20 protein-coding genes and 2 riboswitches are annotated in these 21824 nt (G+C 42.8%); all 20 genes read right to left on the bottom strand.

What is annotated here, in order from left to right; all coding sequences use genetic code 11:
* Nucleotides 1-15: 15 nt before the first annotated feature.
* A complete protein-coding gene (sufB, locus tag DFO73_RS10315) occupies nucleotides 16-1413 on the bottom strand; it encodes a Fe-S cluster assembly protein SufB (RefSeq protein WP_110064699.1) in 1398 nt (465 codons plus the stop codon).
* Between the two features lie 331 nt (nucleotides 1414-1744).
* The gene (sufU, locus tag DFO73_RS10310) at nucleotides 1745-2194 is read right to left on the bottom strand and encodes a Fe-S cluster assembly sulfur transfer protein SufU (RefSeq protein WP_110064698.1); all 450 of its coding nucleotides are present in this window, start codon (nucleotides 2192-2194) and stop codon (nucleotides 1745-1747) included.
* Nucleotides 2184-3413: a cysteine desulfurase gene (locus DFO73_RS10305; protein WP_110064697.1), complete on the bottom strand. Its 1230-nt coding sequence runs from the start codon at nucleotides 3411-3413 to the stop codon at nucleotides 2184-2186. The genes sufU and DFO73_RS10305 overlap by 11 nt, the downstream gene beginning before the upstream one ends.
* Nucleotides 3413-4723: a Fe-S cluster assembly protein SufD gene (gene sufD / locus DFO73_RS10300; protein WP_110064696.1), complete on the bottom strand. Its 1311-nt coding sequence runs from the start codon at nucleotides 4721-4723 to the stop codon at nucleotides 3413-3415. The genes DFO73_RS10305 and sufD overlap by 1 nt, the downstream gene beginning before the upstream one ends.
* A gap of 17 nt (nucleotides 4724-4740) precedes the next feature.
* The gene (gene sufC / locus DFO73_RS10295) at nucleotides 4741-5526 is read right to left on the bottom strand and encodes a Fe-S cluster assembly ATPase SufC (protein ID WP_110064695.1); all 786 of its coding nucleotides are present in this window, start codon (nucleotides 5524-5526) and stop codon (nucleotides 4741-4743) included.
* 483 nt (nucleotides 5527-6009) lie between these two features.
* Nucleotides 6010-6150, bottom strand: a complete 141-nt coding sequence (locus DFO73_RS28595; RefSeq protein ID WP_181395979.1) for a hypothetical protein — start codon at nucleotides 6148-6150, stop codon at nucleotides 6010-6012.
* Between the two features lie 389 nt (nucleotides 6151-6539).
* Nucleotides 6540-6911, bottom strand: coding sequence for a carboxymuconolactone decarboxylase family protein (locus tag DFO73_RS10290; RefSeq protein ID WP_110064694.1), 372 nt, complete (start codon nucleotides 6909-6911; stop codon nucleotides 6540-6542).
* Nucleotides 6912-7061: 150 nt separating this feature from the next.
* A complete protein-coding gene (locus DFO73_RS10285) occupies nucleotides 7062-7907 on the bottom strand; it encodes a MetQ/NlpA family ABC transporter substrate-binding protein (protein ID WP_110064693.1) in 846 nt (281 codons plus the stop codon).
* 11 nt (nucleotides 7908-7918) lie between these two features.
* Nucleotides 7919-8587: a methionine ABC transporter permease gene (locus tag DFO73_RS10280; RefSeq protein ID WP_110064692.1), complete on the bottom strand. Its 669-nt coding sequence runs from the start codon at nucleotides 8585-8587 to the stop codon at nucleotides 7919-7921.
* Complete coding sequence (locus tag DFO73_RS10275; RefSeq protein ID WP_110064691.1) at nucleotides 8580-9605, bottom strand: methionine ABC transporter ATP-binding protein; 1026 nt, start codon at nucleotides 9603-9605, stop codon at nucleotides 8580-8582. Before DFO73_RS10275 ends, DFO73_RS10280 begins: the two co-directional genes overlap by 8 nt.
* Nucleotides 9606-9782: 177 nt before the next feature.
* Nucleotides 9783-9886: riboswitch (SAM riboswitch) on the bottom strand.
* A 146-nt stretch (nucleotides 9887-10032) separates the two neighbouring features.
* A complete protein-coding gene (locus DFO73_RS10270; RefSeq protein ID WP_110064690.1) occupies nucleotides 10033-11349 on the bottom strand; it encodes an O-acetylhomoserine aminocarboxypropyltransferase/cysteine synthase family protein in 1317 nt (438 codons plus the stop codon).
* A gap of 380 nt (nucleotides 11350-11729) precedes the next feature.
* A riboswitch (SAM riboswitch) is annotated at nucleotides 11730-11833 on the bottom strand.
* 52 nt (nucleotides 11834-11885) lie between these two features.
* On the bottom strand, nucleotides 11886-12224 hold the full coding sequence (locus DFO73_RS10260) for a hypothetical protein (RefSeq protein WP_110064688.1): 339 nt from the start codon (nucleotides 12222-12224) through the stop codon (nucleotides 11886-11888).
* A 407-nt stretch (nucleotides 12225-12631) separates the two neighbouring features.
* Nucleotides 12632-12937 carry a thioredoxin family protein gene (locus DFO73_RS10255; protein WP_110064687.1) on the bottom strand — a complete coding sequence of 102 codons (306 nt, stop codon included), beginning with the start codon at nucleotides 12935-12937 and terminating at the stop codon, nucleotides 12632-12634.
* A 10-nt stretch (nucleotides 12938-12947) separates the two neighbouring features.
* A complete protein-coding gene (locus DFO73_RS10250; protein WP_110064686.1) occupies nucleotides 12948-13301 on the bottom strand; it encodes a toprim domain-containing protein in 354 nt (117 codons plus the stop codon).
* Nucleotides 13302-13900: 599 nt separating this feature from the next.
* Complete coding sequence (locus DFO73_RS10245) at nucleotides 13901-14140, bottom strand: YusG family protein (RefSeq protein ID WP_110064685.1); 240 nt, start codon at nucleotides 14138-14140, stop codon at nucleotides 13901-13903.
* 370 nt (nucleotides 14141-14510) lie between these two features.
* The gene (gene gcvH, locus DFO73_RS10240) at nucleotides 14511-14894 is read right to left on the bottom strand and encodes a glycine cleavage system protein GcvH (RefSeq protein ID WP_110064684.1); all 384 of its coding nucleotides are present in this window, start codon (nucleotides 14892-14894) and stop codon (nucleotides 14511-14513) included.
* A gap of 89 nt (nucleotides 14895-14983) precedes the next feature.
* A complete protein-coding gene (locus DFO73_RS10235) occupies nucleotides 14984-15343 on the bottom strand; it encodes an arsenate reductase family protein (RefSeq protein ID WP_110064683.1) in 360 nt (119 codons plus the stop codon).
* 618 nt (nucleotides 15344-15961) lie between these two features.
* Nucleotides 15962-17746 (bottom strand): acyl-CoA dehydrogenase family protein, encoded by a 1785-nt coding sequence (locus DFO73_RS10230; protein ID WP_110064682.1) that lies wholly within the window; start codon nucleotides 17744-17746, stop codon nucleotides 15962-15964.
* A 363-nt stretch (nucleotides 17747-18109) separates the two neighbouring features.
* Nucleotides 18110-19285 (bottom strand): acetyl-CoA C-acetyltransferase, encoded by a 1176-nt coding sequence (locus DFO73_RS10225; protein WP_110064681.1) that lies wholly within the window; start codon nucleotides 19283-19285, stop codon nucleotides 18110-18112.
* A gap of 39 nt (nucleotides 19286-19324) precedes the next feature.
* Nucleotides 19325-21706, bottom strand: a complete 2382-nt coding sequence (locus tag DFO73_RS10220; RefSeq protein WP_110064809.1) for a 3-hydroxyacyl-CoA dehydrogenase/enoyl-CoA hydratase family protein — start codon at nucleotides 21704-21706, stop codon at nucleotides 19325-19327.
* Between the last annotated feature and the right edge of the window lie 118 nt (nucleotides 21707-21824).

Raw genomic sequence — 21824 nt, 5'->3', positions numbered from 1 at the left:
TCATAAAAATATTTATTAACCGATGGAACCTTCCATCTCAAACTTGATCAGACGGTTCATTTCTACTGCATATTCCATTGGCAGCTCTTTCGTGAATGGCTCAATGAAGCCCATTACAATCATTTCTGTTGCTTCTTCCTCAGAGATGCCGCGGCTCATTAGATAGAATAGCTGCTCTTCGGATACTTTTGAAACCTTCGCTTCATGTTCTAGTGAGATGTTGTCGTTCAGGATTTCATTGTAAGGAATTGTATCTGAAGTTGACTGGTTATCCATGATTAATGTATCACACTCGATATTGGCACGTGCTCCATCAGCTTTTCGGCCGAAGTGTACAATACCGCGGTATGTTACTTTACCGCCCTGTTTGGAAATCGATTTGGATACAATCGTTGAAGATGTGTTTGGTGCAAGGTGGATCATTTTCGCACCTGCATCCTGGTGCTGCCCTTTACCTGCTAATGCAATGGAAAGGGTCATACCGCGTGCACCTTCTCCTTTAAGGATAACTGCCGGATATTTCATTGTTAATTTTGAACCGATGTTTCCGTCAATCCATTCCATCGTTGCGTTGGCTTCACAAACTGCACGTTTTGTAACCAGGTTGAATACGTTGTTTGCCCAGTTCTGTATGGTCGTATAACGGCAATATGCATCTTTTTTGATGATGATTTCAACCACCGCACTGTGCAGTGAGTTTGTTGTGTAAACAGGAGCTGTACATCCTTCTACATAATGGACATGTGCACCCTCATCAACAATAATTAACGTACGCTCAAACTGTCCCATGTTCTCGGAGTTAATGCGGAAATATGCCTGTAATGGCGTATCAACCTTAACACCTTTAGGAACATAGATGAATGATCCGCCAGACCAAACCGCTGAGTTTAATGCAGAAAATTTATTGTCTGTTGGAGGGATAACCTTCGCCCAGTGCTCACGGAAAATTTCTTCATTTTCGCGAAGAGCAGAATCTGTATCCTTGAACACGATTCCTTTAGCTTCAAGGTCTTCCTGCATGTTATGGTAAACAACCTCTGATTCGTACTGCGCAGATACACCAGCAAGGTACTTCTGCTCTGCTTCCGGAATACCCAATTTATCGAACGTTTGTTTAATTTCATCAGGTACTTCATCCCAAGAGCGTTCTGTCTTTTCAGAAGGCTTAACATAGTACGTAATTTCATCAAAGTTTAATGACGCTAAATCTCCGCCCCATTGCGGCATAGGCATGTTATAGAAATGCTCCAATGATTTTAAACGGAAGTCAAGCATCCATTGTGGCTCTTCCTTCAATTTTGAAATCTCTTCAACAATTTCTTTTGTCAAACCGCGTTTTGATCGGAAAATGGAAACGTCTTTATCGGCAAAACCATACTTGTAATCGCCGATCTCAGGCATCTTTTTTGCCATCGTCGTATTCCTCCATTCGTATAAGAAAGGGCCCTCGCCCAATCATTTCATAATATTTTATCACACAAGGCAGGTGAAAAAATTATTGAACAAAAGTTTGATTATTTTTTCTTTGGCTCTGTTAACATTGAGTGTTGATTTCCGCTGCAGGCACTCAGCGAACCGCGGGCGGTCCGGGAGCCTCCTCAGTGCATTCGCACCTGCGGGGTCTCCCGTTTACACGCTTCTCCCGCAGGAGTCTCACGCCTTCCGCTCCAATCAACACGGTGCTAAAATCAAAATTTAGCTATAAAACAGCTTTCCTAAAGGTTCAATCATCCGCTTGATTGAATTATTCCTGTTCTTCGTTCTCCTCATTAATGCCTTTCTCCATTGCTTTCCATGCCAATGTGGCACATTTGATTCTCGCAGGAAACTGGGACACGCCCTGAAGAGCTTCGATATCTCCTAGATCCAAATCATCTTCATCATATTCTTTTCCCAGCATCATGTCAGAGAAAACTTTAGAAAGCTTTAATGCTTCTTCAATATTTTTACCCTTAATGGCTTGAGTCATCATCGAAGCCGATGACATGGAAATAGAACATCCTTCGCCTTCAAACTTCGCATCTGATACTTTGCCATCTTCAAGCTTTAACGTCAATTGGATTCGGTCTCCGCATGTAGGGTTATTCATATTGATTGTCAAGCTGTCATCTTCGAGTACACCTTTATTTCTCGGATTTTTATAATGATCCATAATAACCTGACGGTAAAGGGTATCTAAATTTTTAGAAGACATCGCTGAAATACTCCTTTGTTTTAACAAGCCCTTCGACAAGCTTATCAATATCTTCTTCCGTATTGTACAGATAGAAGCTTGCCCGTGCAGTCGCTGAAGCCTTAAGCCACTTCATCAGCGGCTGTGCGCAGTGATGGCCGGCACGAACAGCAATCCCTTCTGCATCCAATACAGTAGCCACATCATGAGGGTGAACATCATCTATGTTGAAAGTGACAAGCCCTGCACGCTTTGCTGCTTCTTTAGGGCCGTAAATGGTCATTCCCTCAATCGTTGACATCTTTTCCATGGCGTAAGCAGCAAGCTTGTGCTCATGGGCTTCAATTTCATCCAAGCCGACTTGCTCAAGGAAATCAATTGCTGCACCTAATCCGATGGCGCCAGCAATGATTGGCGTACCGCCTTCAAACTTCCACGGAAGCTCTTTCCAGGTGGATTCATAAAGGCCGACAAAGTCAATCATTTCTCCGCCAAACTCGACCGGCTCCATCTTCTCCAGATGCTTTTTCATTCCGTACAGAACACCGATGCCTGTAGGGCCGCACATTTTATGGCCGGAAAAAGCAAGGAAGTCGCAATCCAGATCCTGAACATCAATCTTCATGTGAGGAGCGCTTTGCGCGCCATCCACAACCATGATTGCACCATTTTCATGGGCAATCTTCGCAATCTCCTTAATCGGGTTCATCACACCTAGTACGTTCGATACCTGCATAATGGACACGATTTTGGTATTGCTTGTCACAGTTTCCCTTACATCTTCAAGTGAGATCGTTCCATCTTCCTGAAGAGGAAGGTATTTTAGTGCAGCTCCAGTTTGTCTCGCAACCTGCTGCCAAGGGATGATGTTGCTGTGATGCTCCATATAGGAAATAACAATCTCATCGCCTTCTTTCAGGTTATCACGCCCGTAACTGGCAGCAACCGTATTAATGGCTGTTGTCGTTCCTCTTGTAAAAACAATTTCCTCTGTCGACTTTGCGTTAATGAACTTGCGGACTTTTTCCCTTGCACCTTCATAGCCATCCGTTGCTCTTGTTCCGAGTGTATGGACGCCTCTATGAACATTCGAGTTGTATTCCCGATAGTATTTATCAAGCGCTTCGATAACAGGAACAGGTTTTTGGGAAGTAGCCGCACTGTCTAAGTAAACAAGAGGCTTTCCGTTGACTTCCTGATCCAGGATGGGAAACATTTGCCGAATATCCCGGACATTCATTATTTAACTTTCCTTTCAATCACGGCTGTAAGCTGCTTTTTAACTCCTTCAATTGGAAGAGCATTAACAACCGGTGCAAGGAAACCATGAATAACAAGGCGTTCTGCCTCTTTTTGTGAAATCCCGCGGCTCATTAAGTAGTAAAGCTGCAAAGGATCTACGCGTCCGACTGAAGCTGCATGTCCTGCAGTAACATCGTCTTCGTCGATCAATAGAATTGGGTTGGCGTCTCCGCGCGCTTTTTCGCTTAGCATTAATACGCGTGACTCCTGCTCAGCATTTGACTTCGCTGCACCATGCTCGATTTTTCCGATTCCATTAAAGATGGAGGATGCAGAATCCTTCATAACACCGTGCTTCAGAATATATCCCTCTGAGTTCTTTCCATAATGGATGACCTTAGTAGTGAAGTTTTGCGTTTGTTCTCCGCGTCCGACTACAACTGTTTTTGTGTCTCCAAAAGAGCCGTCGCCAACAAGGTTAGTCGTATTTTCAGAAACCGTGTTGCCATCATTCATAAGGCCAAGAGCCCATTCAATGCGTGCATCGCGCCCTGCAACACCGCGGCGGTTCACATATGCAGTTGTGCCTTTTGCAAGCGTATCAACAGCACCGTATTGAACTTTAGCGTTTGCATTGGCAATCACTTCAGTCACGATATTGAAAATTCCGTTTGCTTCTTCAACCGTTGAAACATAGTTTTCAACATATGTGACAGAGCTGTTATCATCAGCCACAACCAATACATGGTTGAAAAGGTTTGCTTCTTTATTATCGTGGATATATACAGCCTGAATAGGTTCTGCAATTTCCACGTTTTTAGGAATATACAAGAAAGCTCCGCCGTTTAAAAGAGCAGCATGCAGCGCTGTCAAACGGTGCTCATCAGTTTTTACGCCATCCTTCATGAAGTACTTCTGCAGAAGGCCGCTATGTTCTCTTGCAGCAGTAAAGATATCAGTGAAAATAACGCCTTTTCCCTGAAGCTCTTTTGAAACAGACAAATGTGTCGGTCTGTTATTGCGCTGAATGTAAAGATTCTGGTCTCCAGCTTCCAGGTCAATCAGATTTCTTACATCCTCAGGAAGGTCGTTTAATGAAGCAAAGTCGTCGCTTCCTACAATGTGTTTTTCGAACTGTGTAAAGTTCCATTTATCTATTTTGGTTTTATCAGGCTTTGGCATTGGCAGGTTTTCCGCGTTTGCAAGCGCATTTAGACGGAGTTCTGTCAGCCATGCCGGCTCGCCCATATCTTTTGAGAAGGAATTTACATATTCCTTGTCAAATGGTAGTTTTATTTCCGTTGTCATAGTGATCCCCCTAACGCTTACGCTTCTTGCCCAACTGTTTCGTCTTCAATGCCCAATTCTTGTTTAATCCAGTCGTATCCTTCTGCCTCTAAACGCTGTGCAAGCTCTGGACCGCCTGATTTTACAACGCGTCCCTGCATCATCACGTGTACATGGTCAGGAGTGATGTAGTTAAGAAGGCGCTGGTAGTGAGTAATGATTAAGCATCCGAAATCTTCTCCGCGCATTTCGTTAATTCCTTTAGAAACAACTTTCAATGCATCGATATCCAAACCTGAATCGATTTCATCAAGGATGGCAATTTTCGGTTCAAGCATCATTAATTGAAGAATCTCATTGCGCTTCTTTTCTCCGCCTGAAAAACCTTCATTTAAGTAACGCTGAGCCATATCAAGGTCCATTTCAAGGAATTCCATTTTACTGTCCATTTTACGGATAAATTTCATTAAAGAAATTTCATTGCCTTCTTCCATGCGGCTGTTGATCGCTGAACGTAAGAAATCGGCATTTGTTACACCGCTGATTTCACTTGGATATTGCATTGCAAGGAATAGGCCAGCTTGTGCACGCTCGTCAACTTCCATTTCAAGAACATCTTTACCATCTAAAGTAATGCTGCCCCCAGTCACTTCATATTTAGGGTGGCCCATAATTGCAGATGATAATGTAGATTTACCTGTTCCGTTAGGCCCCATGATTGCGTGGATTTCTCCGCCTTTAATTTCAAGGTTTACACCTTTTAATATTTCTTTCCCCTCAATAGCAACATGAAGGTCTTTGATAGTTAGTACTGATCCTGCCATAATATATACCTCCGTCAATAAAAGAAGATTTGTGTAAATCGGCTGTCTGCCGCAAATCTCTATTCTCATTTTATTCTCATTACAATCTTATAACAAATGAAATTGCATAGCAACTCTTTAAGACCCTTTAACAAACTTTTCAAACATAAATGTTTAGAAAGCCTTTAAATAAAGATTTTATCATAGAACCTTTCCTTCTTCAAAGAGTGCGTCCTTTATAAAACAGTCATGTCCTATTTATTTTTTCCCCCGGCATTTGTTTCATGTATGGAAAGCATAAATGAGAATAGATTGAGACACTTTTAATAATAGCTCTGTTATTCTTGAGTGTTAACTTCCGTTCCATGCGCTTACTTTCCATTTCAATCAGCAAGAGGCCGTAATCAACAATGAGCTTTAACATAGCCTAATTATAAAAAAGAAACCAGCGCACAGAGCAGCTGGTTTCCATTTTTCTTCTTTATTATATATATGGTTTAAATCCTAGGAATGAATTTTTCTTTCAAAATCCGCAACTAAACGCTGGCTTTGGAGATAATCTTCTTCACGTTTCTTTTCAACTTCCATACGAACATCATGTTTCCGGCTGTACACTTCATATCCAACTCCATGGGCAGCTTGCATTGCTTTCTCCATTTCACTCGTGTAGTTCAGCTGTAACTGACTGATAATGAATCAATCCTTTCGGTTTTTATGCTTTCGCATTTAGTTTTTACATCTAAAATCTTAACACTCACCTTATACCCGGCACAAAGCTGAAAAAACCTGATTTTTTTAGCAAAATAAGGAACCAGAATTGGTGAAGCGCTTTCATCTCGCCTATTCTTAGAATAATGGCTATTTCCTCCTGATAAATGGTTGTTTCAAAAATTTTCTGAAATTAAACAGGCTTTTTCTTTATTATTTATGGTCTCTGTTAAAAACTTGTCCGTTAAATTCAACAGGTCCAAAAATCAATAAGGAGCACTAACATAAAAAAACTCCCGCTTTTTAGCAGGAGCTGAAGGTTCATTTTATTGTTTAAGCTGATTTAATTCGGTCATAGCTTCCTGGACAAGAGTAACTGCCTGGCTCATCGCTGCACCGCCGCCGAAAGCTGCCGTTACACCTACCGCTTCGAGAATTTCTTCTTCTGAAGCTCCCTGGTCCAGACATCCTTTTGTATGATAGATAATGCAGTATTCGTCCTGGGAATATAAACTGATTCCAAGGGCAATGAGCTGCTTCTGCTTTTGGCTTAATGTCCCTTCCTTAAAGCAAGCTTCCGTAAATGCATTATAATGTTGGGCTAAATCAGGCATTTTTTCAGTGAATACGCCCAATCCTGCTTTATAATCATGAATAGCTTCTTCTATTGAGTTTGAAGGTTCGTGATAATGTTCCATTTTGCTCCACTCCATTCAAATTAATATCAACGTTAGTATGTTTGATTGCTTTTCAAACTATGCGGATCAATCAGGCAACAGCCTATACATATAATGGAAACTAAAAGCATACAAAAAAAGCAGGCATTTGCGCCTGCTTTTTTAGCTGTATTATTCGGATACCGGTACAACGGCTCCTTCGTATTTTTCAAGAATGAAATCCTGGATTTCCTTGGAACGAAGCACTTCTACAAGAGCTTTAATTCCTTCTTTTTCTTCATCGCCGCTGCGGACTGCAATCACGTTTACATATGGTGATTCTTTATCCTCGATCGCAATTGAATCTTCTAATGGATTTAACCCTGCATCAATCGCATAGTTGGAGTTGATGAGTACAGCATCGCCTTCACCATTGTTGTAAATTTGCGGAAGAAGGGAAGCTTCATATTCTGTATCAAACTTTAATTTCTTAGGATTATCTTTAATATCTTCAAGAGTTGCTTCTGTTTTTTCTACATCTTCGTTTAAAGTAATAAGACCTTCTGCCTCAAGCATGGATAAAATACGGCCATGATCTGCTACAGAGTTGCTCATGATGATTGTTGCGCCTTCAGGGAGCTCTTCAAGGTTCTTGTATTTTTGAGAATACACACCGATTGGCTCGATATGGATACCGCCTGCATTTGTAAAGTCATAGCCATGCTCTGCTTTTTGTGACTCAAGGTATGGAATGTGCTGGAAATAGTTAGCATCAAGCTCTTCAGACTCTAAAGCCTGGTTTGGCAGGACATAATCCTGGAATGTAACAACATCAAGTTCAAAGCCTTTTTCTTCAAGAAGCGGTTTAGCTTCTTCAAGAATTTCCGCGTGAGGTACGTTGGAGGCTCCTACAGTAACTTTCGTGTTTTCTTTGCTTTCTCCGCCTTCACCAGCATTATTGCCTTCTTCTGATGTTCCGCAAGCTGCAAGTACTAGTGCCACTGCTAGTGCAAGAACGAGTGATAACCACTTTTTCATGTTAATCTCTCCTATCGTTTGTCTAGTTTTGTTGTTATTAAATCACCTATAAACTGGATGATAAATACGATGATAAGAATAATGATGGTCGCCATTAGTGTGACATCATTACGGCTTCTTTGGAATCCTTCAAGGTAAGCCAGATTTCCAAGACCTCCCGCACCGATAACCCCGGCCATGGCTGTGTAGCCAACAAGGGCAATGGCTGTTACCGTAATACCCGAAACAAGGGCAGGCATGGATTCAGGAAGAAGAACTTTCCAGATAATCGTGCTTGTTTTTGCTCCCATAGACTTAGCCGCTTCAATGACGCCTTTATCAATTTCTCTTAATCCAATCTCAACCATGCGCGCATAAAATGGCGCAGCACCAATAATCAATGCAGGCAATGCTGCATCCTCCCCAATCATGGTTCCGATTAGGAACTTGGTAAAAGGTATTAAAAGAACAATTAAGATAATGAACGGAATAGACCGAAAAATATTGACGAAAGCTGAAATCACTTTATTGACCGCAATGTTTTCCCAAATATTCCCCTTGGAGGTCAGGAAAAGCAAGAGCCCTAAAATCGCTCCCAAAATAAATGTTGCGATAACAGAAATGGCAGACATATATAGGGTTTCCATGGTAGCTTCCCACATGGAGTCCCATTTCACATTTGGAAACCATTCGTTAAGCATTGGAGATCACCTCCACGCCAACCTGCTGGGATTGGATATAATCAATCGCTTTGGCAACTTCCTCTGCATCTCCATCAACATGGATGAATAAAGTTCCGTAAGAACCATTTTGCGTCTGAGAAATCTTCCCTTGAAGGATATTGACCGTAACTTGGAATTTTCGGATCAAATTCGTGATTAATGGCTGTTCAGCCGCTTCACCGACAAATCCCAATTGCACTACTTTTCCGCGCGGATATAAATCCACCAAATGATCAATCGTTTCTTTTGTCTCCTCAGGCTCTGTGACCTGCTGGACAAAGCGTTTCGTAATCGCAGCTTTTGGATTTTTAAATACATCCAACACAGGGCCCATTTCAACAATCCGGCCGCCTTCCATCACAGCAACACGGTGGCAAATTTTACGGATTACGTGCATTTCATGGGTAATCAGAACAATTGTTAAACCTAAACGCTCGTTGATATCAACAAGCAAATCGAGAATCGAATCAGTTGTTTGCGGATCGAGTGCAGATGTCGCCTCATCACAAAGCAGTACTTTCGGGTTATTGGCAAGTGCTCTTGCAATCCCGACCCTTTGCTTTTGCCCTCCGCTCAGCTGAGAAGGATACGCATCCTCTCTGCCATCCAAGCCAACCAGCTTGATGAGCTCGTCCACTCTTTTCAGCCTTTCCTGCCGCGGAACACCTGCAATTTCAAGCGGAAATGCAATATTGTCCCTAACACTTCTGGACCATAACAGGTTAAAATGCTGAAAAATCATGCTTATTTCCTGGCGCGCTTTTCTTAATTTGCTGCCTTTTATTTTTGAAACTTCATTGCCGGCCACGATTACACTTCCCTGCGTTGGAAGCTCAAGGCCATTCAGCATGCGGATTAAGGTACTTTTACCCGCGCCGCTATATCCGATCACACCAAAGATTTCTCCCTCTTTAATCTCCAGGTTTACTTCATCTACTGCTTTCACCTGTCCCTTTTTAGAAGAATAAATCTTCTTTACATCTTTTATGGAAATCAACGTGTTGTTTCACCTCTTTAATTGAAGATACAGATTATAATTAATAGACCGCTTATATTTTTCTAGTTTTCGACTGCTATGCCGCTTTCATTCATGGGCAGAAGAACGGGCTGAGACCCGAAAAGCAAAAATGCCTTTCTGCACATGAGCAGAAAGGCATTAAAATTCAAGTCCTTTCTCTCATCTATCAAAGCTATGCTTTGAGTGAATTGGCACCATTTCAAATTAATGACGGTTGCCGGGCTTCATAGGGCACTTCCCTCCACCTCTCTTGATAAGAGCGTAACGTTTATATTAAATTAACACTTTAAATGATTTAAGCAGCTTTTTAATTACGTTTGCTATCGTATCATAGCTTTTAAAAAGGTGTCAACGATGAACTATTAATCTTTTTGAAAAAATGGACGGTAAATATTTCTTGCTATGATTAAGCTTTTGCAGCAAAAGAATTTATCCCTGTTGCAGCTTCTATAGCTTGCTCCAAATCCTCAATCAAATCCTCCGCGTTCTCGATGCCAATAGAAATGCGAATTAAATCTTCTGGTACCCCCGCAGCCTTTAATCCTTCTTCATCCAGCTGCTGGTGGGTCGTGCTGGCCGGGTGAATGATTAAGCTCTTTGCATCCCCGACATTGGCAACATGGGCCCAAAGCTGAAGACTATTGATCAGCTTTGCACCCGCTTCCCTGCCGCCAGCAATTCCGAAAACAGCGACAGCTCCTGCTCCTTTAGGCAAATACTTATCTGCCAGAGCTTTATCCGGATGGCTTTCATGGCCTGGGTAAAGCACCCAGTTAACCGCAGGGTGGGCTTCCAGGTATTCAACCACTTTCTTCGTATTGGCAATATGCTCCTTCATTCTCACATGCAAAGTCTCAAGTCCCAATGTGAACTGGAAAGCACTTTGCGCACTCATAGCTGGCCCCAAATCTCTTAGAAGCTGAACCCGTGCTTTAATAATATAAGCAGCCTCGCCAATTGCTTCACTATAAACAATATCATGGTAGCTTGGATCCGGTTCTGTGAAGCCGGGAAACTTCGGTGAATTCCAATCAAACTTTCCGCCATCAATAATAATGCCGCCCATTGTTGTTCCATTGCCAAGCAGCCATTTAGTCGCTGAGTGAATAACGATATCAGCACCATGCTCAATCGGCCTGCATAAATATGGTGTTGCAAAGGTATTATCAATAATTAGGGGAACACCATTTTCATGAGCAATAGCGGCCACCTTTTCGAGGTCAAGGACTTTCAAACTCGGGTTTCCAATCGTTTCAGCAAAAATGGCCTTGGTTTTATCTGTAATGGCGTTGCGGAAGTTTTCCGGATCTTTTGGGTCAACAAACTTAACCTCAATCCCATATTTGGGCAGTGTGACTGCAAACAAATTGTAAGTACCGCCATATAGATTGGAGGCAGCAACAATCTCATCACCTGCCTGAGCAAGATTAAGGATTGCCAGAGTGATAGCAGACTGACCGCTCGCAAGGGCTAGGGCACCAACACCGCCTTCTAGCAAAGCCACTCTTTCCTCAAATACACTTACAGTCGGGTTATGTATCCGGCTATAAATGTATCCAGGTTCCTTTAAAGCGAAAAGATCTGCCGCATGGTCTGTATTTTTGAATTGGTAAGCGTTGTTCTGGTAAATCGGTACAGCCCTTGCACCTGTAACCGGGTCAGGCTTCAGTCCTCCATGTACTCCTAGTGTTTCAAAACGGTAGCTTCTTTGTTTGTCAGTCATGTTCTCTCTCCTCTATTTATTATTTTTTTATAAAATTGCTCTGTTCAATTTTCCGCTCCAGGTGCTCAGCGAACCGCGGTCGATACGGGAGCGGCCTCGGCGCATAGCGCCTGCGGGGTCCCCCTTTGACACGCTCCTCCCGCAGGACATTGAATAGTCATCCTCGAATAGACAGCGCACGAAGGAAATGCGAATGGATTTCTGAGGATCTCTCGCCTTCTGCTCCAATCAACAGGGTGCCAAAATCCGTTTAGCTTTAACACAGCCAATAAAATAAATTCAGGTTCAAAAAGGAGGACTTCTATTTTCCTGGACTTTTTGAACTTCCCTTTAGAAGAGCCGAAAAAACCCTCTTCACAAGAAGAGGGATCTACCATCTCTCCTTATCTTTCCAGAGCCATATTGCTCTGCTGGATTTGGCACCGTGTAAACCACCGGTTGCCGGGCTTCGTCGGGCCAGTCCCTCCGCCTCTCTTGATAAGAATATTCAGTCAATTTAAAGTTAAGGTGATACTATCATACTTTTTAAAAAATGGTCAAGTGTTTTCATATGAAATCCTGCCCAAACAGAAAAAGGACTCAAGCAGAAGTTTTTTTCTGAAGGTAGCTTCTATTGCTATATCTTTCCGGGATAGGGCTTCTCTAAGCTTGACCTTGCCGGCAATTATTGAAAGAATGGCTTCTTCTGAACCGGTTATCATAATATCAAATTTTTTTATTCGGCTGACTTTCTTGATTTCCCCATTAGAAATCTGCAGAGGTATCTTTATATTTCCCGCTTGGATAATCAAAGAAAAAGTGGATTTTCTTAATAAATATCCTACATGGCCTTTAGTTTGATTCTCCCTGACAAATACATCTGCTAAATCTTCCATAGCCTCACCTCTCCTAACAGGTCTCTCCCTTTTATATTCAGTACTTACGTTTTACAGTCCTTTTATTTTTCTTCGACAAATACAAGCATAAAAAAAGACAATACCCCTTTTTTAACAGGCATCGCCTTTTATTTCCCGAGAAATATGTCAAATTTACACTGCTTTCACTGCAGGATTCGCAGCTTTTGTCTTATTGTAGCTTCTAAATACGAAGAAAAAGTAAAGAGATCCGATCAGATCCAATGAAGCAGTTATAGGGAATACGAGTGCGTAGCCCCAGCTTTTGGAATAACCGAGGTTATTTTAAAGAGTGAGTCTTCCCTGATTTTAAACAATAAAAAGCCAGATGCACTGAACACCTGGCTTTTGACAATATTCGGCGGTACCGCGATCTAGAATGATGGCACCTATATACTCCTGATCTTTTCCAATAAATAGGGAACAGATCGGAAGGCATAGAGCTTTTCGTGGATTTTTCCTTCCTTAAAGATGATGAGGCAAGGGACACTTTCGACTCCCCACTGTTCAGCGATTTCCGGCAAATAGTTTAAATCCGCTTTCCCCATTTCATTTTCCGGCAGCAATTCAGCTGCTACAGCTAGCATCTTGCCTGCCATTTGGCAGGTTCCGCACATAGGAGTATACAAATATAAAAGAGCGTTTTTTTGCCCATTTACCGCTTCCTCAATCTCATGCTGCGACCATTCCTGCATTTTATCATCCTTACCTATCTAAGTACTGTGTGTAAATGTCAATATTGGCTCCCAGCAAAACCGTAGCCAAATGATGTTCCGGAGCTGTGGCTACCTCTCTATACATCCTGTCGATGTATAGGTGCTCTGCCTCGGGAAACTCCCTTTTAAACTGTTTTCTCAGCTTTTCCCCTGCTGAGTCAGCATCCACCAATATATATACATCCTTATCAAACAGTGTGTCAATTAATTCGTCCAGCTTCGTAATACTGATTGTTCCGTTGGTGCAAATAATCTCAACCGGCTCTCTTATGATATTTTTAACCTTCGTTTTATCCGACTTTCCCTCAACAATAATAACTTTTTCCGGAATTGCCTCATTCATCGTCATCACCTGAAAGGAGTTATTTTGAAGCTGAAATGCTTTATTTTCAAAAAACGGTAAAGCAGTTGGTATTTATCCCAATATATTCATTATTCTCGATTAAGGTGTGAATCTCCTGCCTATTTTGAGCGGAAGAATCGTGCTGATTTATTATATTAGATGCCCTTTGTTGGTACAGAAAAGCTTTTTGAGTAAAATAATCATTCTACTGGCTCTGGTTTTTAAACTATAATTCGTTCTTTAGAGTGAATTCAAGTTTAACTTAATCTTACACGTTTCGAAATTTATCGCTTATTTTCAGCTAATAGGGCTGATTGTCTGATGTTATGTTCAATTTTTCATTTTTTGTACCGAATTCCGGATATAAGTACCCACTTTTCGGATTTATGAACTAATCAGGGGACTTTATTCACCAATTTCAAGATTATGAACCGGTTTCCGCAATTTATTTGCAGCTTTCCGGATTCATGAACCGGTTTCCGCAATTTGTGTCCTAATCTGGCGCGGTTTTTCAGATACCTCATTTACTCAATGTATGCACTTCCCTGTTGCTTTAGCATATTAAATAAACAGCGGAAATACTCCCGCTGTTTACGAAGTTAGCACCAGCCGCCTTCGTCACAGTCAGTGTAGCGCGCTTGCGCAGCATCTGTAACGGAAACGTTCTGATAAATTTTTTGCTGGTCAGTTTGGAAATGATGATCCAAATTAAAAGAAGAGCCTTCAGGCAGGCTTATTTGGCCTATTTTTTCATTTTCTAGGTAAAGCTCAATTTGGTTATTTTTCAGCTTGCCGACAACCCGGTCTGTAATATCGATTTTTTGCTGTTTCAATGTCATGGTAACCAATCCTTTCATGCCTTTTCGTACTCATAGTTTTGCCCTATCTCTTAAAAAGAAATATAGCAATTAAAGGCAAGGGGGTTATTTCAACAGCAAAAAAACCGGCTCATATTGAACCGGTTTTTCAGTAGGCTCTTTTCTCATAAATTGTTGTTTTTGCTTATGAATTCTGCCCGTTGATTTCCCCTACGGGCACTAAAGCGAACCCGCGGGGAGGAATGGGAGCCTCCTCGGCTTCGCCTGTGGGGTCTCCCACTTCCCTCTCTTCCCGCTGGAGTCAAGCGCCCTCCGCTACAATCAACTCAGATTGTTATACTAAGTGATCCATCAAAAACAACAAATTTTACGAAAACAGCCTTTCAGTAAATTAATCTTCGTTTGTCATTTCCTCATATTGCTCAGCAGTCATAAGCTTGTCAACTTCGCTTAAGTCTGAAGGCTCAACAACGACCATCCACGCTTTTTCGTATGGAGATTCGTTTACGAATTCAGGGCTGTCGTTAAGGTCTTCGTTAACTTCAACTACTTTTCCGCTGACAGGTGCGTATAGCTCAGAAACTGTTTTAACAGATTCAACGCTTCCGAAAGGCTCGTCTGCAGTTAGCTCATCGCCAACCTCAGGAAGCTCAACGAATACGATGTCCCCAAGTTCTGATTGCGCAAAATGCGTAATCCCAATGCGGACTTTCCCATCTTCTGTTTTTACCCACTCATGCTCTTCTGAATAACGTAATTCTTTAGGTGTGCTCATAATGTATCCCTCCACTTTTTATATTTCAATTTATGATCGTAAAATCGATCGCTTCATTCATGATGGCCTAAAGGAGCATAATACAGTCCTTAAGATAGCCATGCCTTTTCATAATCCTCTTCTTTGAAGCCGACTGTTACCTTTTGGCCGTCTGTCAGAACCGGACGCTTAATCAGCATGCCGTCTGTTGCCAAAATATCAAGCAGCTCTGCTTCTGAAGAGTTCTTCACCTTGTCCTTCAAGCCAAGCTCCCTATATTTCTGGCCGCTCGTATTAAAGAATTTTTTTATGTCCAATCCGCTGTTCTTATAAAGCGTTTCTAGTTCGCTTCGTGAAGGCGGATTCTCCACAATATGTACTTCTTCATAAGACAAGTTATGTTCATCGATCCATTTCTTGGCTTTCCGGCATGTCCCGCATTTGGGATACCAGTAAAAAGTCAACGCCATTTTTTCACCACCCAATGTTAGCATATCCAGGCTTACTAGAAAAGCGCAAGGCGCCTGCCTATCGGCGACAAGCATAAAGACGAGCCGGCATGAAGGTTGATTTTTACTTTCTTGACGGATTGGCTTATGACCTCGAGCAGATGGCGCCTCCTCCTAAAAGCTAACGCTTTTAGTCGTGCGAGGTTTATGCTGCCGAAGCATTCCCTGTGGAGCTAGACACTATCTGGCTTCAGAAGGGTAGACTTGTCTTCTAAAAAAATTGCTGCCTTTTAATTGAATACTACCATAAATGGATAACAATTCATAACAATGAACACCAAGATAATATTCGACATTTTTCTTCAGGTTCCTGCCGGCAGATTAAATTTCTAAAAAAGATTGGCTCTGTTAATCATGAGTGTTGACTTTTGCTGCAGGCATTACGCTTCCACGGGCTTCCGACTTTTCCGCAGGACTTTGAAAGAGCATCCTTTATTAAACTCCGCACGAAGGAAATGCGAAATGGATTTTCGAGGAATCTCACGCCTTCCGCTTTGATCAACACAGTGCCAAAATCAACAATAGCTTTAACAGAGCCAACAGAAAGCCCCCTTCACAGGGAAGGGGGCAAATTTATGATCAAACGACGTAACGTTCAGCGCCAGTTAGCTTCTCGGCTGCTTCACGCTTTTTAGCAATAACATTGATTGGCGTGTGGCGGGTAAATTTGCGAAGCGCGGATATCATCATCCGAAGAGCATCGCCATTTTCAACCGCAACTAGCGTTTCTTTAGCATCCTGCTCGATTTTGTTGAACGCTTCCTGACAGAAAATTTGTGTGTAAAGAAGCTTTTGCTTGCTCTTTTCAAGGCCCGCTTTTTCAATGGCCTTTTCTGTACGAAGAACTACTGATTCCATTGCATATGCATTTGAAATAATATCAGCAATGTTTACAAGAACTTCTTGTTCTTTATCAAGAGCCTTTCCGTATTTCTGAGCAGCTAAGCCAGCAGCAAGCAAGCCAATCTTCTTCGCGTTTTTCACTAAATATTTTTCCTGTGCCAATGGCTCATCGCCAGGCTCTTCAGGCATCATCATCATGAGCTCTTCCTGCAGTGCTTGAGCTTTTTGGAATAATGGAAGTTCGCCTTTTAATGCTTTGCGAAGGTATGTGCCAGGCACCAATAGACGGTTGATTTCGTTTGTGCCCTCAAAAATACGGTTAATGCGGGAATCGCGGTATGCTCTTTCGATTTCATACTCAGCCATGAATCCGTATCCGCCATGGATTTGAACGCCTTCATCTACCACATAGTCAAGAACTTCCGTGTTGAAGAATTTATTCATGGAGCACTCAATGGCATATTCAGCAATTGAATTAGCCACTTCTTTACCATCTTTCACTTCTTCATCAGTCAGCTTGCTCATACGGTCTTCGAATAAACCTACTGTACGGTACACTGCACTTTCAGCTGCATAGATTTTGGAAGCCATTGTTCCGAATTTTTCTTTCGTCAGGTTGAACTGGGCGATAGGTGTTTTGAACTGCTGGCGCTGGTTTGCATATTGAACAGCTAGTTCGAATGCACGCTTTGCACCGCCTACAGCACCTACTCCCAACTTGTAACGTCCGATGTTTAAGATGTTAAAAGCAATCACGTGGCCCTTGCCGAACTCGCCCAGCAGGTTTTCTTTAGGTACTTGGGCGTCTTCAAGGATTAATGTACGGGTAGAAGAGCTCTTGATACCCATTTTTTTTTCTTCTGCCCCTACAGATACACCAGGGAATTCTCTTTCAACAATAAAAGCGGAGAAGTGCTCTCCATCAATCTTTGCATATACAACGAATACATCTGCAAAGCCTGCATTTGTAATCCACTGCTTTTCACCGTTTAAAACATAATGAGTGCCTTCTGCATTCAGTTTTGCAGTTGTTTTTGCACCTAGGGCGTCTGAACCGGAGCTTGGTTCAGTCAATGCGTATGCAGCCAGCTTTTCACCTGTCGCCAATGCAGGAAGGTATTTTTGCTTTTGATCTTCGTTACCGAAAAGTACGATTGGAAGGGAACCGATCCCTACGTGTGCACCATGGGAGATGGAGAACCCGCCGGCACGCGCCATTTTTTCAGCGATTAGGGCAGAGCTGACTTTATCCAATGCAAGCCCGCCGTATTCTTCAGGGACGTCCGCTCCTAAAAGGCCAAGCTCACCAGCTTGCTTTAACAGCTTAACTGAACGGTCAAATTCATGGTTTTCCAAATGCTCGATCTGCGGAACTACTTCATTTACAACATAGTCTTCTGTCGTTTTAGCAATCATAACCTGCTCATCTGTATAGTCTTCAGGTGTAAACATACGATCATAGGAAACATCTTCGATTAAAAAGCTTCCGCCTTTAATTAGGTTATCAGTTTGATTTGCCATTTTATATTTCCTCCATTCTATATTGGTGAGAAAGCCTGTGGAGGCTTTTCTCCGTTATTTTTTAAGTTGACTCTTTACTCATAGATTTTTGTTTTAGCTTATGAATGTGCCGTTGATTTCCGCTGCGGGCACTAAGCGAACCCGCGGGGAGAGTGGGAGCCTCCCCGGCTTCGTCTGAACGGGGCCCCCCACTTCCCTCTATTCACGCAGGACATTGAATCAGCTTCCTCGAATAAACACCTCGTCGTAAGAAAATGCGGATCATTTTCGAGGATTAAGTCCCCTCCGCTGTAATCAACCCAGGTAGTTAAACTTAGTTAGCAGTTGAAAAGCAACAAATTTTACGAAAACAGCCTTAAATTATTAAAGAAGCTCAAATACTCCAGCTGCGCCCATACCGCCGCCGATACACATTGTAACGACACCGAATTGCTGGTTTCGGCGCTTCATTTCATGGATAAGGGATAAAGTCAGCTTTGCACCCGTACATCCAAGCGGGTGGCCAAGGGCAATCGCTCCGCCATTAACATTTACTTTTTCTTCGTCCAACCCCAGTTCGCGGATAATCTGGATGGATTGGGATGCGAACGCTTCATTCAATTCGAATAAACCAATATCCGAAAGCCCAAGCCCTGCAAGCTTAAGCGCTTTAGGAATTGCTACAACTGGTCCGACCCCCATGATTTCAGGAGGAACTCCGCCTACTGCGAAACTTCTGAATTTAGCCATCGGCTCTAATCCTGATGATTCTGCTTTTTCACGATCCATTACCATTACCGCTGCAGCCCCATCACTTGTTTGTGAAGAGTTTCCTGCTGTAACCGTACCAGTAACAGAGAATGCAGGGCGAAGCTTGCCTAGCGTTTCAACTGTTGACTCAGGGCGCACGCCTTCATCCTGGCTGAATTGAATTGTTTTTTCTGTTAGCTTATTGTCTTTTCCTACAGATCGTAAAATGACATCTACAGGAATGATTTCATCTTTAAATCGGCCTTCCTGGATGGCTTTTGCTGCCCTTTGGTGGCTTCTTACGGCAAAAGCATCTTGGTCTTGTCGTGAAATGCCATATTTCTTGGCAACTTCTTCTGCTGTATGGCCCATGCCCATATAATATTCAGGAGCGGTTTCCGCCAATCTGGCGTTCGGGCGGACTACATGCCCCATCATTGGTACAAGGCTCATCGATTCTGCTCCGCCAGCGATGATCGTATCTGCATGGCCGATCATGATTTTTTCAGCTGCATAAGCGATTGACTGCAAGCCTGAAGAGCAATACCGGTTGATCGTAATTGCCGGAACCTCGTAGGACAGTCCTGCAAGCGCTCCGATATTCCTTGCCATATTTAAGCCCTGTTCTGCTTCGGGCATTGCACACCCAATGATCAAGTCATCGATATTTCCTTCGTAATTCCCCGCACGTTTCAAAGTTTCCTTTACAACAAGCGCACCTAAATCATCCGGCCTAACATTCGCAAGCGTACCTTTTTTGGCTTTCCCGACCGGTGTCCGGGCCCCTGCAACAATTACAGCTTCTCTCATTTTATTCCCTCTCTTTCTACCAATGTTGAAATCTATTTATTAGTTGCGTAAAGGCTTTCCTTTTAAAAGCATGTGCTGCATACGCTGCTGTGACTTTGACTCAGCTACCAGGCTTAAGAAGGCCTCACGTTCAAGATTCAGCAAGTATTGTTCATCTACTTCCGTTCCGTATGGCAATTTACCGCCAGCAATCACATATGCGAGTTTTTTCGCGATTTTCAAATCATGCTCGGAAATATAGCCTGATTGGAACATGGCATGTGCACCAAGCAGCAGGGTTGCATATCCTGTTTCCCCGACAACCGGCACCTTCTTGCGTACACGCGGCTTGTAGCCTTTTTCATGTAGAGCAAGGACTGCCTGCTTTGCATCATGGATGAGGTGGTCTCCGTTCACGCTGATGCCATCGGCAATATTTAGGAAGTTATTATCGCGGGCTTCTTCACCTGAAGCGGAAACCTTTGCCATAGCGATTGATTCGAATACTTTATTGGCAACCTTTTGAAGATCAAATTCCACACCATTCGGCATGCTTTCAAGATGCTTAATATATAGTTCTTTGTTGCCGCTTCCACCTGGAATCAGCCCGACACCTACTTCAACAAGCCCCATATACGTTTCGCTTGAAGCCTGGATATGTGCTGCAGGCAGGCAAACCTCTGCCCCTCCGCCTAGCGTCATTCCGAACGGAGCAGCAACAATCGGCTTGGAGCTGTATTTGATTTTCATCATGGCATTCTGGAAGTGGCGGACTACCATATCAAGCTCGTAAATATTGTCATCCTGCGCTTCCATCAGGATCATTCCCAGGTTGGCACCTACACAGAAGTTCTTGCCCTGGTTCCCGATGACAAGGCCATTATAATTTCTCTCCACTTCATCAACCGCAAAATTAATCATTTGGATAATATCAAGCCCGATGGCATTGCTTTGAGAATGGAATTCCAGAAGGGCAACGCCATCGCCAAGATCGATAAGACTTGCGCCAGTATTCTTTTTAATAACTCCCTTTTGCTTTTTAAGCTGCTTTAGGTTGATCACTTTTGGATTTTCTTCCATTAATTTATATTCGCCATTGTGATAGAAATACTGCTGGCCCTCTTCTTCTTTATAGAAAGAAGTGATGCCTTTTTCGAGCATGTCTTTTACCCATGCAGGCACTTCTTCACCGGATTCTTCCATCTTCCGTACTGACTTTTCTACACCAATTGCATCCCATGTTTCAAACGGGCCAAGTTCCCAGCCGAATCCCCACTTCATCGCACGGTCAATCGCTATTACATCGTCTGCAATTTCACCCAGCAATTGAGCTGAATAAAGAAGTGCGGGACTAAGTATATTCCATAAAAGCTGGCCGGCGCGGTCATCCGCATATACAAGCGCTTTCATTTTTCTTGCAGTCCCTTTTTCCTGCTTGCTCATTTCTACTGAAGCTGTTTTAAGCTTTTTGCGGGGTCCGTATTCCAGGCTTTCCGGATCAAGCTCAAGAATTTCTTTTCCCTTTTTCAAGAAGAATCCCTGTCCGGACTTGCTTCCAAGCCAGCCTTTTTCCTGCATGGCCTTCATGAAGCCTGGCACTTCAAATACTTCCTTCTCTTTTCCTTCCACTTGCTCATAAACGTTGCCCGCAACGTGTATAAATGTATCAAGGCCTACCACATCCAGCGTTCTGAATGTTGCACTTTTCGGCCTTCCAATTAACGGGCCTGTAATAGAATCAACTTCACCGACGCTATAGCCGCCTTTCAGCATTTCCTGTACAGTTACCAAAAGTCCATAAGTACCAATCCGGTTTGCTATAAAGTTTGGCGTATCCTTTGCTTCGACAACACCTTTGCCCAGTACGTCCTCACCAAATTGCTTCATAAATGACATCACTTCAGGGTCCGTGTTTTTAGTAGGGATTACCTCCAAGAGCTTTAAGTATCGTGGCGGGTTAAAGAAGTGTGTGCCAAGGAAATGCTTCTGGAAATCATCCGAGCGGCCTTCCGACATTGCTTCAACAGAGATTCCTGAAGTGTTCGAGCTGACAATGCTTCCAGGCTTCCGGTACTGGTCCACCTTCTCGAAAACCTGTTTTTTGATATTCAGATTCTCCACTACAACTTCGATTACCCAATCGACATCTTTAAGGCGTTCCATATCATCATCAAAGTTGCCTGCTTCAATCAGGGCAAGGTTCTTTTTGGAGGTAAGAGGAGCAGGTTTTTGCTTTAATAATTTTTGGCGGCTGCTTTCACTGATGCGGTTTCGTACCGCTTTATCTTCAAGGGTAAGCTCTTTTGCTTTTTCAGCATCTGTTAGTTCACGAGGTACGATATCCAGCAATAATGTTGGTATTCCGATATTAGCCAGGTGCGCCGCGATTCCTGACCCCATCACTCCGGAGCCCAAAACTGCCGCTTTTTTAATTTGTTGGATCAACTTTATTTCCCCCTTTTGGCTTTTTGAATGAACACTCATTCATTTTATTATCAAAAAAAATATCCATCTGATTTGATCTGAATGAGTCCTGTTAGTTATAACTATAAAATATTTG

Source organism: Cytobacillus oceanisediminis, assembly GCF_003182355.1.
In the GTDB taxonomy this organism is placed as follows: Bacteria; Bacillota; Bacilli; order Bacillales; family Cytobacillaceae; genus Cytobacillus; species Cytobacillus oceanisediminis_A.
This window is presented reverse-complemented; position numbering and strand designations above follow the sequence as displayed.

Coding starts and splice junctions, on each gene's coding strand:
- DFO73_RS28595 (WP_181395979.1), bottom strand. CDS start 6,150: ATGCAAGCTGCCCATGGAGTTGGATATGAAGTGTACAGCCGGAAACAT.
- DFO73_RS10290 (WP_110064694.1), bottom strand. CDS start 6,911: ATGGAACATTATCACGAACCTTCAAACTCAATAGAAGAAGCTATTCAT.
- DFO73_RS10235 (WP_110064683.1), bottom strand. CDS start 15,343: ATGGCGTTGACTTTTTACTGGTATCCCAAATGCGGGACATGCCGGAAA.
- sufB (WP_110064699.1), bottom strand. CDS start 1,413: ATGGCAAAAAAGATGCCTGAGATCGGCGATTACAAGTATGGTTTTGCC.
- DFO73_RS10280 (WP_110064692.1), bottom strand. CDS start 8,587: ATGCTTAACGAATGGTTTCCAAATGTGAAATGGGACTCCATGTGGGAA.
- DFO73_RS10230 (WP_110064682.1), bottom strand. CDS start 17,746: ATGGCAAATCAAACTGATAACCTAATTAAAGGCGGAAGCTTTTTAATC.
- sufD (WP_110064696.1), bottom strand. CDS start 4,723: ATGACAACGGAAATAAAACTACCATTTGACAAGGAATATGTAAATTCC.
- sufC (WP_110064695.1), bottom strand. CDS start 5,526: ATGGCAGGATCAGTACTAACTATCAAAGACCTTCATGTTGCTATTGAG.
- DFO73_RS10305 (WP_110064697.1), bottom strand. CDS start 3,413: ATGAATGTCCGGGATATTCGGCAAATGTTTCCCATCCTGGATCAGGAA.
- DFO73_RS10285 (WP_110064693.1), bottom strand. CDS start 7,907: ATGAAAAAGTGGTTATCACTCGTTCTTGCACTAGCAGTGGCACTAGTA.
- DFO73_RS10225 (WP_110064681.1), bottom strand. CDS start 19,285: ATGAGAGAAGCTGTAATTGTTGCAGGGGCCCGGACACCGGTCGGGAAA.
- sufU (WP_110064698.1), bottom strand. CDS start 2,194: ATGTCTTCTAAAAATTTAGATACCCTTTACCGTCAGGTTATTATGGAT.
- DFO73_RS10245 (WP_110064685.1), bottom strand. CDS start 14,140: ATGACATTGAAACAGCAAAAAATCGATATTACAGACCGGGTTGTCGGC.
- DFO73_RS10260 (WP_110064688.1), bottom strand. CDS start 12,224: ATGGAAGATTTAGCAGATGTATTTGTCAGGGAGAATCAAACTAAAGGC.
- DFO73_RS10270 (WP_110064690.1), bottom strand. CDS start 11,349: ATGACTGACAAACAAAGAAGCTACCGTTTTGAAACACTAGGAGTACAT.
- DFO73_RS10255 (WP_110064687.1), bottom strand. CDS start 12,937: ATGCAGGAATGGTCGCAGCATGAGATTGAGGAAGCGGTAAATGGGCAA.
- gcvH (WP_110064684.1), bottom strand. CDS start 14,894: ATGAGCACACCTAAAGAATTACGTTATTCAGAAGAGCATGAGTGGGTA.
- DFO73_RS10250 (WP_110064686.1), bottom strand. CDS start 13,301: ATGAATGAGGCAATTCCGGAAAAAGTTATTATTGTTGAGGGAAAGTCG.